Origin of the sequence: Pedobacter cryoconitis (assembly GCF_014207135.1) — a bacterium.
Lineage (GTDB): Bacteria > Bacteroidota > Bacteroidia > Sphingobacteriales > Sphingobacteriaceae > Pedobacter > Pedobacter cryoconitis_D.
Genome location: NZ_JACHCC010000011.1, coordinates 41,737 through 57,060, shown reverse-complemented (window position 1 = coordinate 57,060; position 15,324 = coordinate 41,737). Strand labels below are relative to the sequence as shown.

At 40.8% G+C, this 15,324-nt stretch carries 11 protein-coding genes; all 11 read left to right on the top strand.

All coding sequences use genetic code 11. The features are described from left to right. The first annotated feature begins 95 nt into the window (after positions 1-95). The gene (locus tag HDF25_RS19740) at positions 96-1,724 is read left to right on the top strand and encodes an acyl-CoA carboxylase subunit beta (protein WP_184627998.1); all 1,629 of its coding nucleotides are present in this window, start codon (positions 96-98) and stop codon (positions 1,722-1,724) included. A 20-nt stretch (positions 1,725-1,744) separates the two neighbouring features. Next, positions 1,745-2,380 carry a toxin-antitoxin system YwqK family antitoxin gene (locus HDF25_RS19735; RefSeq protein ID WP_184627996.1) on the top strand — a complete coding sequence of 212 codons (636 nt, stop codon included), beginning with the start codon at positions 1,745-1,747 and terminating at the stop codon, positions 2,378-2,380. A 106-nt stretch (positions 2,381-2,486) separates the two neighbouring features. Then, on the top strand, positions 2,487-3,455 hold the full coding sequence (gene trxB / locus HDF25_RS19730; protein WP_184627994.1) for a thioredoxin-disulfide reductase: 969 nt from the start codon (positions 2,487-2,489) through the stop codon (positions 3,453-3,455). 223 nt (positions 3,456-3,678) lie between these two features. Next, positions 3,679-3,942, top strand: a complete 264-nt coding sequence (locus HDF25_RS19725) for a hypothetical protein (RefSeq protein WP_184627992.1) — start codon at positions 3,679-3,681, stop codon at positions 3,940-3,942. Between the two features lie 545 nt (positions 3,943-4,487). Further along, positions 4,488-7,178 (top strand): glycoside hydrolase family 2 protein, encoded by a 2,691-nt coding sequence (locus HDF25_RS19720; protein ID WP_221450972.1) that lies wholly within the window; start codon positions 4,488-4,490, stop codon positions 7,176-7,178. Positions 7,179-7,203: 25 nt separating this feature from the next. Further along, entirely contained in the window at positions 7,204-9,123 is a 1,920-nt protein-coding gene (gene nagB, locus HDF25_RS19715; RefSeq protein ID WP_221450971.1) for a glucosamine-6-phosphate deaminase, read from the top strand. A gap of 32 nt (positions 9,124-9,155) precedes the next feature. Continuing rightward, positions 9,156-10,427: a sugar MFS transporter gene (locus tag HDF25_RS19710; protein WP_184627990.1), complete on the top strand. Its 1,272-nt coding sequence runs from the start codon at positions 9,156-9,158 to the stop codon at positions 10,425-10,427. Between the two features lie 14 nt (positions 10,428-10,441). Next, positions 10,442-11,860 (top strand): glycoside hydrolase family 125 protein, encoded by a 1,419-nt coding sequence (locus HDF25_RS19705; RefSeq protein ID WP_184627988.1) that lies wholly within the window; start codon positions 10,442-10,444, stop codon positions 11,858-11,860. A gap of 83 nt (positions 11,861-11,943) precedes the next feature. Then, positions 11,944-13,824, top strand: coding sequence for a beta-N-acetylhexosaminidase (locus HDF25_RS19700; protein ID WP_184627986.1), 1,881 nt, complete (start codon positions 11,944-11,946; stop codon positions 13,822-13,824). 77 nt (positions 13,825-13,901) lie between these two features. Then, positions 13,902-14,534: a hypothetical protein gene (locus tag HDF25_RS19695; protein ID WP_184627984.1), complete on the top strand. Its 633-nt coding sequence runs from the start codon at positions 13,902-13,904 to the stop codon at positions 14,532-14,534. Next, positions 14,512-15,306 carry a DUF4369 domain-containing protein gene (locus HDF25_RS19690; RefSeq protein ID WP_317618223.1) on the top strand — a complete coding sequence of 265 codons (795 nt, stop codon included), beginning with the start codon at positions 14,512-14,514 and terminating at the stop codon, positions 15,304-15,306. Before HDF25_RS19695 ends, HDF25_RS19690 begins: the two co-directional genes overlap by 23 nt. The last annotated feature ends 18 nt before the right edge of the window (positions 15,307-15,324 follow it).

Genomic DNA, 15,324 nt, shown 5'->3' with positions numbered 1-15,324 from the left:
ATATCAATTGTGTCTGAAGGAGAATAAGAAGATTTTATCTTGTAAAATTTGTATTTCTCTTTCTATAATTTGGCAGAATGGTTTAACTTGCCGGAATGAACATCGAATTCAATAAAAACGAAGATATCAATAAGCAGCTGGTGTATGATCTGAAGACCAGGCTGAAAAAAATATTTGCAGGCGGAGGCGAAAAGAGTGCTGCCAAACAGAAAGAAAAAGGTAAAATGCTGGCAAGGGAAAGAATTGCCTACCTGATAGATAAAGAAAGTGAATTCCTTGAAATCGGAGCTTTTGCTGCGGATGGTATGTACGCAGAACAGGGAGGATGCCCATCAGCCGGAGTAGTCTGTGGAATCGGTTATGTATCAGGTCGTCAGTGTATGATTGTTGCCAATGATGCAACAGTGAAAGCAGGAGCCTGGTTTCCGATGACAGCTAAAAAGAATCTCCGGGCGCAGGAAATAGCAATGGAGAACAGATTACCGGTGATTTATCTGGTAGATAGTGCCGGTGTTTATCTGCCTATGCAGGATGAAATTTTCCCTGACAAAGAGCATTTCGGCAGGATGTTCAGGAACAACGCCATGATGTCTGCTGACGGTATCGTCCAGATCTCGGCCATTATGGGATCCTGTGTTGCGGGTGGTGCTTATCTGCCTATCATGAGCGATGAAGCCATGATTGTTGAAGGAACCGGTTCTGTATTTCTCGCAGGTTCTTACCTGGTTAAATCTGCTATTGGCGAAGATGTCGATAATGAAACCCTCGGCGGAGCGACTACCCACTGTGAAATATCAGGTGTTACTGACTATAAACAGCCAAATGACAGTGCCTGTCTGGACAGTATCCGCAATATCATGAGTATGCTGGGAGAACCGCAATCCGCAGGATTCAGCCGGGTAAAACCAGCAATGCCGAAGTTAGATCCGGAAGAAATATATGGTATTTTACCCGAGAACAGAGAGAAACAATATGATATGCATGAAATTATTTACCGTCTGGTAGATAACTCAGAATTTGAAGAATATAAGAAAGAATATGGCCAGAGTATAATCTGTGGTCTGGCAAGGATAGATGGCTGGGCGGTAGGTATTGTGGCTAATCAACGTAAGGTGGTGAAGTCAAAAAAAGGAGAGATGCAGTTCGGCGGAGTGATTTATTCTGACAGTGCAGATAAATCGGCACGTTTTATCATGAACTGTAATCAGAAAAAGATTCCGTTGGTGTTTTTACAGGATGTGACCGGTTTTATGGTAGGAAGCAGATCAGAGCAAGGTGGTATCATTAAAGACGGGGCAAAAATGGTTAATGCTGTAGCTAATTCAGTGGTTCCTAAGTTCACTATTGTAATTGGAAATTCTTATGGGGCCGGTAACTATGCCATGTGTGGTAAAGCTTATGATCCCCGATTGATTTATGCCTGGCCAAGTGCTAAAATTGCCGTAATGGGTGGTTCTCAGGCGGCCAAAACATTATTACAGATTCAGGCAGCTTCTTTAAAGTCAAAAGGAGAAACCATTACCCCTGAAAAAGAAGCCGAATTACTGAAAGAAATTACGGATAGATACGATAGTCAGACTACCCCGTTTTACGCAGCTTCAAGGTTATGGGTAGACGGCATTATTAATCCTCTGGAAACTCGTAAGGTGATTTCTATGGGTATTGAGGCCGCCAATCAGTCACCAATAAAAAGACAATTCAATGTTGGAATTATCCAGACCTAGTTCCTAAATTTGAACACATAATGAAACGGATTATTATTTGTTTTTTCTTTCTTCTGGCTGGTCTATATTCACAGGCACAGATTAAAACGGTTTTGCTGGATAGCAAAGATCAGCTTACGCTCGATTCTGCTTTGGCAGTTACCTATGGGGTATTTGGTAAAATTGAAGGCGATTCGGTGTATACTTTCAAAAAGTATGACTTTACCGGGGTTCTGTTAGCTTCTGGTTCATTTCAGGATGACAAGATGGAAATTCCGCAGGGTAAATTTGTTTACTATAGTTGGATTACCCCCGATAATAACACTACAAATTCGGGATTTGAGATCAATGGTAAAGAGAGATTTATTGAGCTCACCGGAAATTATATTGACGGGAGGCGCAGTGGCCGCTGGATTACTTTTTATCCGGACGGTACGATCAAGCAGGTTGTGACTTTTTCGCAGGGTATTATTCATGGTCCGTATCAGGCCTTTGATGCGGATGGCAAGGTACAGGTGGCTGGTATATACAGATCTGGAAAGAAAGAAGGTACCTGGATACTGAGCGGTGGGAAACAGGAAAATGAGTATGTGGACGATAAATTGATCTCCACGCTGAAAGGTAAAAAACTTAGGGAGAAACAACTGGCAGCTCAAAGCGTGAAGGCACCAATTTAATCCTTTGTACATCCGGCTTTAAAACTTTAATTTTGCATAGTAAAAGAATACAGGGCATGACCCCGGAACGGGGTGGGGATGCTATATTATAATAGAAAATATAATTATGGATACTTATCAAGAAATAGAACACGTTAAATGCCTGATCATAGGTTCCGGTCCGGCTGGATATACTGCAGCTATTTATGCTGCCAGAGCAGATTTAAAACCTGTTTTATATACTGGAATGGAAGCCGGAGGGCAACTTACCCAGACTACCGATGTAGATAACTTCCCGGGTTATCCCAATGGGATTATGGGACCTGAAATGATGGAAGATTTCCGCAAGCAGGCAGAGCGTTTTGGAACAGATATCCGTTTTGGTTATGTGAGCTCTGTCGATTTCAGTTCTATGCCGCATAAAATTGTGGTAGATGAAATTAAAACAATTACAGCTGATACTGTGATTATCTCAACTGGTGCAACTGCAAAATGGTTGGGTTTACCAAGTGAGCAACATTACAATGGATTTGGTGTTTCTGCCTGTGCAGTTTGTGACGGGTTCTTTTTCAGAGGACAGGATGTGGCGATTGTAGGGGCAGGAGATACAGCAGCAGAAGAAGCTACCTATCTGGCTAAATTGTGTAAAAAAGTATATATGCTGGTTCGTCGTGATGAATTCAGAGCTTCAAAAGCTATGGTTCACCGTGTATTGAATACGCCTAATATTGAAGTAATTTATAATTCTGAGGCTAAAGAGGTTTTAGGAAACGGTAAGAACGTAACAGGACTTAAGATCCAGAACAATAAAACCGGCGAAGAAACAGATTTAGCAGTAGAAGGATTTTTTGTGGCTATTGGTCATAAACCGAATACTGATATGTTCAAAGGCTGGTTGAAAATGGATGAAACAGGTTATCTTATAACTGTTCCGGGTTCAACAAGAACCGATGTTGAAGGTGTTTTCGCCTGTGGAGACGTACAGGATCATTATTATCGCCAGGCAGTAACTGCTGCGGGTTCAGGTTGTATGGCTGCACTTGATGCGGAACGTTACCTGGCCGCTAAAGAGCACGAGGTAAAAGTAGTGTCTTAGATTCTCTCCTATATAATTGAATAAATGGCCCGTGAGTTTAGCTTACGGGCCTTTTGTTTTTAAAGGAAATCTCAAATTAAATATTTTGGGATTTCTGGCCCTAGCAAACAGACAGATATCATCGTAAATTAGACTAATCAGTAGGGAAAAGCCGAAAACCCTGAACAGAGTAGGTTCAAATTAAAGTTTTCTGATCGTTTTTTGATTTATAAAAGCGATTTATATGATGGCTAGATGTTGGTATGCCTATAAAGGGACTGGTAACCCGACTTTAAGCAGTAGTTATATTTTACTGAGTAAAGTTAAGCCTGGTTGTTTAAATGGATGTATAGTTTGCGCGATATATGTTCCCGCTTGTGGCGTAACGCCTAGTAGCCCACTACCTTCAAATATTATAGGGTATATAAATAATCTGCTTGCGTCATGTGTAGCTCAACCACAGGTACCTGCTGGAACTAAGTTTTATGTTTATGGTAAAGCCGATTAAGATTGGTAATTACAACTGGATAATTAAGAGCAACTTGTAACACACAAAAGAGACCGCCTCTTAAGCAATTAGGAGGCGGTTTTTTTATTTATAGGATTTCCATATGCCTGATGTTTTTTATTTCTGTTTTTTACACAATATGATATAGACAGAATTGTTTTAATCATGTTACCATATCTAAAATCAGCATACCAGGCACATTCATAGCTGTTTATATACAAAATCACTAAGCAGCTGACCTATTCCGTTTTGTATTCTCCATATTTTATTATAATTTCATCAATTTAATAAGCTAAATCGCTTTACTATTATAATTGTTGATAGAATTTTGAATAATTTTAGGGTATTGGCAGACTTAATTTACTGTTAATACTGATCATTGTCAGAAATGTATTTCTTTTAAAGGCCAGGTTCTTCAATTTAATTGATATTCCCCCTGGTTACGTTCTTTTGCTGTCAGACCCTGTGACATTAATTCAGCCTGTGAAATTAATTGAACATATTTAATATTAAATTCAAAAACCAAATAAATACAAAAGTAAATAATGTTAAAAATCTACAAATTCCGATTGCTCAAAATGCTGTTTTCAATGCTGGTTGTGCTCGCAACATTTAATCAGTCATCAGCTCAAGATCAATATGAACTCAATTCGGGCTGGCTGTGTATGCCATCTGCTAAAATTAAAGCGAAAGGATCTGAAATTTCAAATGCTACTTTTTCAATGGCTGGCTGGAAAAAAGCAATTGTTCCGGGAACGGTACTGACTACGATGCTGGCTAACCAGGAAGTCCCTGATCCTTTTTACGGAATGAATAACGAACTGATTCCGGATATCTATAAAACAGGAAGGGAATACTATACCTACTGGTTTGCTAAAGATTTTAAGGAAGCGGTTCCGGCAGCGGATGGTCAGGTCTGGTTAAAGTTCAGAGGAATTAACTACAGCTGCGACATCTTTCTGAATGGCCAGAAAGTGAATACTCAGCCTTTCAAGGGGATGTACCTTAGAAAATCCTTTAATATTACTAAACTCCTTTCAAAAAGCGGAACAAACAGACTGGCAGTCATTGTCTATCCTCCTGATGAAGTAGGAAATCCAAATGGAGGACAGGGTGGTGATGGAACTATTGCTAAAGGTGTAGCACATCAATACACTGCAGGCTGGGACTGGATCCGTCCGATCAGAGACAGAAACACTGGAATCTGGGATAAAGTATATATAGAAAAAACCGGAGCTGTAAGTCTGGATAATCCACATGTGGTTACACTTGTACCAGGGAAACGTCAGCAGACAGGGATACAACAGCCTGCACTGATTAAAGTTTCGGCTGAACTGAAAAACTCGACAGCTAAAGTGATCAGCGGAAATCTGGTTTATACACTGAATGGACAGAAAGTGATTCAACCGGTTAAATTGCAGCCGAACAGTGCAGCTGAAATCAATTTTCCTGATTTAAGTCTTAAAAATCCAAAATTATGGTGGCCTGCTGGTTATGGTAAACAGGATCTGTATCCAATGCAAATCAGCTTTTTAGAGAACGGAACCAAACTTTGTGACAGCCAGACAGTAAATGTTGGTGTGAGAGAGATTCAGACAGAATGGAACGTCACTACCAAGAGTAAAGAAGTACTGGTTAACGGACAGAAAATTTTTATTAAAGGAGGTAACTGGATCATTTCCGATGCAATGCTCCGTTTTACCAAATCCAGATACGATACCGAAATCAGGTACCATAGGGATATGAACCTGAACCTGATCCGGATCTGGGGAGGCGCATTAATTGAGCGCCCTGAATTTTATGAGGCCTGTGATAAATACGGTATGCTGGTTTTCCAGGATTTCTGGATGTCTGGTGACTGTAACGGCAGATGGGAAGACCCCCAGAAACTCGAAGATCAGTGGAAACGCAGACAATACCCGGATGATCATCATTTATTTTTGGAATCAGCAGCTGATATGATCAAAATGGTGAGAAATCATGCATCCCTGGCTATCTGGTGCGGAGGAAATGAAATTACTCCTCCAGATGATATTCTGATTCCGCTTCGCGATCAGATTTTACCGAAACTGGATGGTACCCGTTGGTTTATAGACTATTCAAATTCGGACAGTATGTCTCAAAATACGCTGGGTGGCAACGGAGATGGTCCTTATACCATTCAAAATGTAAGTACATTCTGGGAAACCAAAACTTTCCCGTTCAATTCTGAAGTAGGATCAGTTGGAGTAGGTGATCTGGAATCTCTGGAAAGGTTTATCCCTAAAGCCAATCTGATTGCTCCCGAATATATTGCCCCTGAAAAACGTAAGGCTAAAGGTCCTTCCGAAAAAGTTGATTCAGTCTGGGATTATCACAATTATCTGGGGGTAGGTTACGAACAACATATTTTACCTTATGGTAAACCTGCGGATATTGCAGATTTTGCCAAAAAAGCGCAGTTAGTGAATTATGATCAGTACAGAGGGTTAATGGAAGGTTTCAGCTCACATATGTGGGACTGGTATACAGGTGTCATCATCTGGAAAACACAAAATCCATGGACTTCGATGCGGGGACAGATGTATGATTACTATCTTGATCCGAATGCCTGTCTGTTTGGTCTTCGTTCGGGAAGTGAATTATTGCATGCCATGTATAACCCGGTTGACGGGATGCTGATGCTGGTAAATAATGATTTAAAAGGAAGACAAAACATCATGCTGGATGCAAGGGTACTTGATATGGATGGCAAGGAAACTTCTTTAACAAAGGTTTTCTGTTTCATGGATCCTTCGAGCGTTAAAAAAGTGATGTCTGTTAAAAAGATTGTAGATGAGCTTTCGGCAAAAAAAGGAGCATTCCTTTCACTGCAACTGCTGGATGAGAACAAAAAACTGTTGAGCAATAATCTGTACTGGCTGGCGGATAATAAAGGGATGTATTCTGGTTTGAACGAACTCAAAGCTTCGGCGATTAAAACCAGTGCAAAACTAGTAAAGACAGGTCAGATCGAAGTTACGGTGACTAACCCGGCTAATGGCCCTGTGAGTTTCTTTAACCGTGTTTCATTGGTAGATGGACAAACTAAAAAGCGCATTTTACCTGTATTCTATGATGATAATTATTTTTCTATCCTCCCTGGAGCAGAGAAAAAAGTGATCATCGATTATTATCCTGAAAAAGGAGCTGCGATGCCGGTCATTACCCTGACAAACTATATCGGACAAGAACAAACTATTCAGATTAACCCATAGAACCAAACCTTATATATCAATAAACATGTCAAGATTAAATTTATTAGAAGAGACGAGATACGAGAAGCTGCCCGTTAGTGTTTATGCCGATGAGCAAACCGCAAGTATCGAAGTCGCAAAAAGGATTTCATCACTAATTATTTCAAAACAGGAAAAAGGAGAACAAGTTGTATTAGGTCTTGCTACCGGCGCTACTCCTGTTAAAGTTTACAAAGAGCTGATCCGTCTTCATCAGGAAGAAGGCCTGAGTTTCAGTAATGTAGTGACTTTCAATCTTGATGAATACTACCCGATGAAACCGGACGCGAAACAGAGTTATGTTCGCTTTATGAATGAGAATCTTTTTGATCATATTGATATTAACCGGGCAAATATTAACATCCCCGATGGTGAATTGAAAAGAGAAGATATTGAAGACTTCTGTTTGAAATACGAACAGAAGATCAGTGGTTTCGGCGGTATTGATTTACAACTGCTGGGGATTGGAAGAACAGGTCACATCGGTTTTAACGAGCCGGGATCTGCCCCTAATTCGGGGACCAGGCTGGTGACTTTGGATGAACTGACCAGGAGAGACGCCTCGCGTGATTTCGGAGGAGTAGCAAATGTACCTACCAAAGCGATTACGATGGGAATTGGTACTATTTTCAAAGCGAAGGAAATTATCCTGATGGCCTGGAATGAAAAGAAAGCCGCTATTGTGAAAAAAGCTGTTGAAGGTGAAATCTCTGCTGATGTACCAGCTACTTATTTACAGCTTTCACCAAACGTTGAATTTATACTTGACCAGGATGCGGCCTCTGCTTTAACCCGTTTTGATACACCATGGTTAGTGAAAGATTGTGTCTGGACAGACCAACAAGTTACCAAAGCTGTAATCTGGCTGGCGAAAACGCTGAACAAGCCTATTCTTAAATTAACTGAAGACAATTATAACAATCATGGGATGGCACAGCTGGCTACACAGCGCGGGCCTGTTTATCAGATCAATATCCAGATTTTTAACAAGCTGCAACATACTATTACCGGCTGGCCGGGAGGTAAACCGAATGCCGATGACAGTCAGCGTCCGGAACGTGCAGAACCAGCTTTAAAAAGAGTTATTATTTTCTCTCCTCATCCGGATGATGATGTCATTTCGATGGGAGGTACTTTTATCCGTCTGGCAGATCAGGGACATGAGGTTCATGTCGCTTATCAGACTTCAGGAAATACAGCTGTATGGGATGATGATGCCTTACGTTTTGTAGAATTCTCGATTGATTTCATGAAATCAAGGGAAGAAGATACTGCTGCTTTACAGGAGATGTATGATAACATGAGAAGTTTTATCAGTACGAAATCGCCTAATCAGACAGATCCCGAAGAAATCCGTACCGTGAAGAAACTGATCCGTAAAGGAGAGGCCATTGCAGGGGCGAGGTTTGCAGGTGTAGAAGATCAGCGTATCCATTTTATGGACCTTCCTTTTTATGACAGAAGTAAGTTCAGTAAAGAGGTAGATTATGAAGATGATATCATCCAGACGATGGAACTATTACAGCAGGTAAAGCCGCAACAGGTTTTTGCAGCAGGTGATTTTGCAGATCCGCATGGTACACATAAAGTATGTTTCAATATTCTGCTCGAAGCGATGATCCGCCTGAGGAAAACAGAAAGCTGGACAAAAGACTGCTGGTTGTGGTTATACAGAGGTGCATGGCATGAATTTGAAACCCATGAAATAGAAATGGCAGTGCCACTTTCGCCACAAGAGGTAGAAAGAAAAAAACTGGCTATATTTAAACATCAGTCACAGAAGGATTTGCCGGTTTTTCCAGGTGAAGACTCGAGAGAATTCTGGGTAAGGGCGGAAGAGCGTACCCAGGAAACAGCAAGGGCTTATGACCAGTTGGGACTGGCTGAATATGAAGCTATGGAAGCATTTGTGAAGTGGAAGTTCTAATCTTTAATGATCACCTCTTAATTTTATATTAAATGACAACAACAGTTAAAAAAGGGATGCCACCTATCTTCATTATTGGAGCATTGTTCTTTATTTTCGGGTTTGTAACCTGGTTAAACTCAGTACTGATCCCCTATCTTAAACTGGCCTGTGAGCTCAATAACTTTGAGGCTTACCTTGTGGCCTTTGCGTTTTACATCAGTTACCTCGTGATGGCTATTCCATCTGCGAAAGTGCTTAAAGTGACCGGCTATAAAAAAGGAATGGCCCTTGGCCTGATTATTATGGGCGCGGGGGCACTGGTTTTTATCCCGGCAGCACTGACCCGTACCTATGGACTTTTTCTGTTAGGTTTATTTATTCAGGGTACAGGACTGGCGTTATTGCAAACCGCTTCTAACCCTTACATTACTATTCTGGGCCCACCGGAAAGTGCGGCAAAAAGGATTAGTATTATGGGGGTGTGTAATAAGGTAGCCGGTGCAATAGCACCGATCGTATTAGGGGCAATTGCCTTAAAGAATGCGGATGGTTTTCATGACCGTCTGTTGCTGATGAATCCGGCAGAGAAGATTGCAGAATTGAATGAGCTTGCTTCAAGAGTAATCCTGCCATATGTCGTAATTATCATCGTACTGGTTGTCCTGGCAGTATTGATTTATGTATCCGATTTACCTGAGATAGATACTGATAAAGAAGATGAAACTGTGTCGAAGGCAACAGCCGGCAAAACAAGTATCATTCAGTTCCCTCACTTGTTGTTAGGTGTTATTGCCGTATTCCTTTATGTAGGTGTAGAGGTAATGGCTGGTGATACAATTATCAGTTATGCCCATTACCAGGGTATTCCACTGTCTACAGCTAAATTTTTCACCACTTTCACTCTGATTGGAATGATTGCGGGTTACGGAATCGGAATTGTCTGCATCCCTAAGTATATCAGTCAGGAAAATGCGATGAAGTGGTTTGCTGCCCTGGGTATTGTACTCACTTTAATTTCGCTTTTTACAACGGGTTATACCTCAGTTTTATTTATCGCTTTATTAGGACTGGCCAACTCTTTAGTGTGGCCGGCGATATGGCCGCTTGCACTGGCAGGACTGGGCAGGTTTACTAAAATAGCCTCTTCCTTATTAATTATGGGGATTGCAGGTGGTGCAATTATTCCACTTTGTTATGGTGCATTAACAGATCAGTTTAATGCACAGCAAGCATACTGGATTATGGTACCTTGTTATATATTTATCTTTTATTATGCTGCGGCCGGTCATAAAGTGCAGCATAAAAATTCAATACAACAATAAAACACCAGATATAGATGAACAGAAAAGATTTCATTACCAGTACAAGTCTGCTGACCGCAGGCTTGTTTTTGAGTAAAGATTTAAGCGCGTTTGAGTTGGCTTTTCCTAATGTAAGAGTCCCGCTGAATAAAAGGAAATTTACTAGCCCTGCCGTTGAGAAGGCTATTCTTAAATTTCAGCAGAAAGTTTCGGATAAAGAATTAGGATGGTTGTTTAACAACTGTCTGCCCAATACACTGGATACGACTGTGTCGTTCTCTACCAGAGATGGCAAACCGGATACTTATGTAATTACCGGTGATATTGATGCCATGTGGCTCAGAGATAGCTCAGCGCAAGTCTGGCCATATCTTGCTTTTATGAAAGAGGATAAAAAGCTGCAACAACTAATTGCCGGCATTATCCATCGTCAGGCACATTACGTACTTAAAGACCCTTACGCAAATGCATTCTATAAAGATGGTGGGCAGAAAAGCGAATGGGCAAGTGACCATACGGATATGCAGGCAGGTGTACATGAACGCAAATGGGAGATTGATTCCCTTTGTTATCCGATGCGTCTGGCCTATAACTACTGGAAAATGACTGGTGATGCAACTCCATTTGATGAGGAGTGGAAGAAATCCATTCATACCATTCTGGCTACTTTCAAAGAACAGCAGCGAAAAACAGGATTAGGTCCTTACCATTTCCAGCGGGATACCCCTAAACCTACAGATAGTCTGCCGATGGCAGGTTATGGTTTCCCGGTAAAACCTGTTGGGCTGATCTGTTCAATGTTCAGACCTAGTGATGATGCTACTATTTTTCCTTTCCTGATTCCGTCCAACTTTTTTGCTGTAGTGAGTTTAAAACAAATGGCAGAAATGTTCAGGTCGATTTTTAAAGAAGAAACATTTGCAGCAGAATTGACTGAACTGGCCACAGAGGTAGAAGCAGCCATACAGAAATATGGAATTGTGGAACACCCTGTATATGGAAAGATCTATGCTTTTGAAGCAGATGGTTTTGGAAATGTAAACCTGATGGATGATTCAAACGTACCTAGCCTGCTTTCACTTCCTTATTTAAACGCAGTGCCGGTTACTGATCCTATTTATCAGAATACCAGAAAGTTTGCGCTTTCTGAGCACAATCCTTATTTTTATAAAGGACGTGAAATAGAGGGGATTGGTGGTCCGCATGTGGAGCAGCAGGATATGATCTGGCCGCTCAGCATTATTTGCAGAGGGCTGACCAGTACAGATGATGAAGAGATCAGACAGTGTATTGCAGCTTTGAAAAAAACACATGCTGGTACAGGTTTCATGCATGAATCCTTTAAAAAGGATCATCCGGAGACTTTCACCAGGTCATGGTTTGCATGGGCAAATACCATATTCGGAGAGTTTCTGTGGGAGGTGTTCCTGGCAAAGCCACACTTACTGAGTTAATTCTTTTAGCCCTGATCCGTCATCAGACAGATCAGGGTTTTTAATACACAACAAATTGAACCAATATAAACTATAATCAAATCATGAACAAAATCATTTCAGGGCTTATTCTGGCCTGTGTAACGCTGAGTGTAAAAGCTCAGACGGATGAAAATCTGGGGATTATACCGGCACCGGTATCTGTCGCAAAAAAAACAGGTTTTTTTAAACTCGATAAAACTGTTGTCCTGGTTTCCAATGAAACATCCAATGCAGCAACAGCCGATATTCTGAATGCTTATATCACTACTCAGGGTGGATTTGCTTTAAGGTCAGCTAAAGAGGCGGCAGGTCAGCGTGCTATTATCCTGAGTTCTGCCGGAGCAGATCAGTTACCTGAAGAAGGTTATGTACTGGAAGTAAATGGTAAAAACATAACTGTTACCGGAAAGGGTGCAGGATTGTTTTACGGGGTACAGTCACTGATGCAGATGATGCCTGAAAAAAAAGGGCAGGAAATTGATGTGCCTGCAAGTACAATTAAGGATTATCCAAGATTCAAATACCGAGGGATGCACCTGGATGTCGGTAGACATACCTTCCCTGTAGCCTTTATCAAGAAGTATATCGATCTCATGGCTGCTTATAAACTCAATAGCTTTCACTGGCATTTAACAGAAGATCAGGGCTGGAGAATTGAAATTAAAAAATATCCTAAACTGACCTCGGTGGGCGCAGAAAGAGCAGGTACAATTGTAGGTCATCACCCTGGTGTGACTACTGACAATACACCTTATAAAGGGTTCTATACACAGGATGAAGTGAAAGAGGTTGTCGCTTATGCGACCAAAAAATTTGTGACTGTGATTCCTGAAATTGAGTTACCAGGACATAGTTCTGCTGCAATTGCTGCTTATCCTCAGTTAAGCTGTTTCCCGGACAGAGATACTTTTATCGATCCGAAAACGCCATGGGCAGGTGACAGAAAAGGCAAACATGTACAACAGACATGGGGTGTTTTTGATGATGTATTTGCACCTACTGAATATACTTTTAAATTCCTTGAAGATGTGCTGGACGAGGTTATGGTCTTGTTCCCTTCAAAATACATCCATATCGGTGGCGATGAAAGCCCTAAAGAGTACTGGAAACAATCTCCTTTCTGTCAGCAGCTGATTAAAGAAAAAGGGCTGAAAGATGAGCATGAATTACAGAGTTATTTCATTCAGCGTATCGAAAAATACATCAATTCTAAAGGAAGGTCTATTATCGGATGGGATGAAATCCTGGAAGGCGGACTGGCACCAAATGCGACTGTGATGTCATGGCGTGGGGTAGAAGGTGGTATTGCTGCTGCAAAACTAAATCACGATGTCATCATGACCCCTGGAACCACCGGATTATATTTTGACCATGCACAATCCAGTTCAGCCGGAGAACCGGTAAATATTGGTGGAAACGCACCTTATTCAAAAGCTTATGCTTATGATCCGGTTCCGGAAAGCTTATCAGCAGACCAGAAGAAATATATTAAAGGTGTACAGGCCAATGTCTGGACAGAGTACATTGAGACTCCTGAAAAAGTAGAGTATATGGTTCTGCCAAGAATGTTTGCCCTGGCTGAGATTGCATGGACTCCACTGGATAAAAAGAACTTTAAGAATTTCTCGGAGGACAGAATTCCTCTGCACCTGGCCCGTCTGGATAAAACCAATACCAATTATTGGGTGCCTGTTCCGATTGGCCAGACAGATAAGCAGATTGACGGACAGGATATTACAATTGACCTGAAAGTGCCTGTTCAGGGAGCTAAGATCTATTATACTTTAGATAATACAACCCCTTCGGAAGTTTCTGCGCAGTACCGTTCTCCTTTAAAAATTAGTGTACCTAAAGGCAAGAAACTTTTATTAAAAACCATTGTGGTTACGCCTAAAGGAAAACATAGCGTGATTTTAGAAACTCCATTAAACAACGCCGGGTAACAGGCAGGAGCTTGTTTTGGTAAACAAATTTGGTTCAAATCCTTTTTTAGCATAAATTGGCTTAAAAAAAGAACCGGATGAAACGACCTCAATACATTTTACAGCAGTCTGCACTTTGCGTGGGACTGCTGTTTTTGTTTGCCTGTAAACGTAGCCAGCCCATGAAGATTTCGGCCTCACCAGAACAGCATGCCCAGGAGAAAGCAGTGGCTAAAAATACTGCCGGCACTTTTCCTTTTCATAAAGATATTACGATCAAACCCGGACTCCATTTTGAAGTACTGAGCTGGGGAAGAGGGGTAGACAGTCTTGGCGGTTATCTGATCCTGATGTCCGATTCAGCTAAAAATAATTACAAGTCTTTCTCTGTTGAACGTCACGGAGTGATTACTGATGTCTGGAACATGGATATGGATAATGATGGTAATCCTGAACTCTATATTGAACTACTCAGTAAAAAGAATGTGAAAGACCTGAATGTCTATGAATATAATAATGGTAATTTCAATAAGATCAGTTTTCCGCCTTTAAGTGCCAAAATGAAGAAAGTTTATGGAGGGGATGACCGTTTTATACAGAAAAACGGAGAATTGTTCAGATCATTTCCTGTGGTGAATTCTGCTGACACGACGCAAAAGAATGGGACAATGAAGATGCTGCATTACAGCTTAAGAGGAAATAGTTTTAATGTCGAAGAGGTTAAAGAATAAAATACCCGTAATGAGAGGGATAATAATCATTGTAATTTGTGTAATACCTTTAATAACAAGGTCTCAAAATAGGTTTACTATCCAGGGCAGGTTGAATAAACTGAATGACTCGACAAAAGTTTATTTGCAATACCCCGATACATCTGGTTTTGCTTTTAAGGCAGTTGATTCTACATTAATTATTAATGATCAGTTTTCGTTCATACTCAAAAACAATGTGCCCGAAAAGGTGTTTCTTACCATTAACCATAAGAATATAGCATCGCCACCAACTGATGACTCCTACCAGTTGCCTGTCTATCTTATGTCTTCCAATTCATCTCTTCTGGTTGTATCAAATACAAATAACATTAAAGATGCCATGGTTACAGGGTCTAAAAATAATAAAGATTATACCACCTACCATAATCTGCTAAAGCCTCTTGAAAAAGAAAGCCAGGCTCTGCTTGCTAAATTTAAAGCAAGAGGAGATGGTGCTCTCAAGGATACTTTATTTATGAAAGAGCTGATCAGTCAGAGGGACATTCAGAATAAAGGTTTTTTGGATTTAGCACTACAATTTATGAGAAAAAACTATGATTCTTACGTTGCATTAGAGATTTTGCAATCTTCTTTTGTACACGGTTTCCTAAACCATAACATTGCTGAATCTGAGTTTGATAAATTTTCATTGGAATTAAAAAAGACTAACCTTGGGAAATGGATTTCTCAGGCTATCATAAATTCCAAAATTGAGCCCCGTGGCGATGGACCACGGGTAGGTAATAATTGATAAGGAGATTATAATACT

Coding starts and splice junctions, on each gene's coding strand:
- HDF25_RS19740 (WP_184627998.1), top strand. CDS start 96: ATGAACATCGAATTCAATAAAAACGAAGATATCAATAAGCAGCTGGTG.
- HDF25_RS19735 (WP_184627996.1), top strand. CDS start 1,745: ATGAAACGGATTATTATTTGTTTTTTCTTTCTTCTGGCTGGTCTATAT.
- trxB (WP_184627994.1), top strand. CDS start 2,487: ATGGATACTTATCAAGAAATAGAACACGTTAAATGCCTGATCATAGGT.
- HDF25_RS19725 (WP_184627992.1), top strand. CDS start 3,679: ATGATGGCTAGATGTTGGTATGCCTATAAAGGGACTGGTAACCCGACT.
- HDF25_RS19720 (WP_221450972.1), top strand. CDS start 4,488: ATGTTAAAAATCTACAAATTCCGATTGCTCAAAATGCTGTTTTCAATG.
- nagB (WP_221450971.1), top strand. CDS start 7,204: ATGTCAAGATTAAATTTATTAGAAGAGACGAGATACGAGAAGCTGCCC.
- HDF25_RS19710 (WP_184627990.1), top strand. CDS start 9,156: ATGACAACAACAGTTAAAAAAGGGATGCCACCTATCTTCATTATTGGA.
- HDF25_RS19705 (WP_184627988.1), top strand. CDS start 10,442: ATGAACAGAAAAGATTTCATTACCAGTACAAGTCTGCTGACCGCAGGC.
- HDF25_RS19700 (WP_184627986.1), top strand. CDS start 11,944: ATGAACAAAATCATTTCAGGGCTTATTCTGGCCTGTGTAACGCTGAGT.
- HDF25_RS19695 (WP_184627984.1), top strand. CDS start 13,902: ATGAAACGACCTCAATACATTTTACAGCAGTCTGCACTTTGCGTGGGA.
- HDF25_RS19690 (WP_317618223.1), top strand. CDS start 14,512: ATGTCGAAGAGGTTAAAGAATAAAATACCCGTAATGAGAGGGATAATA.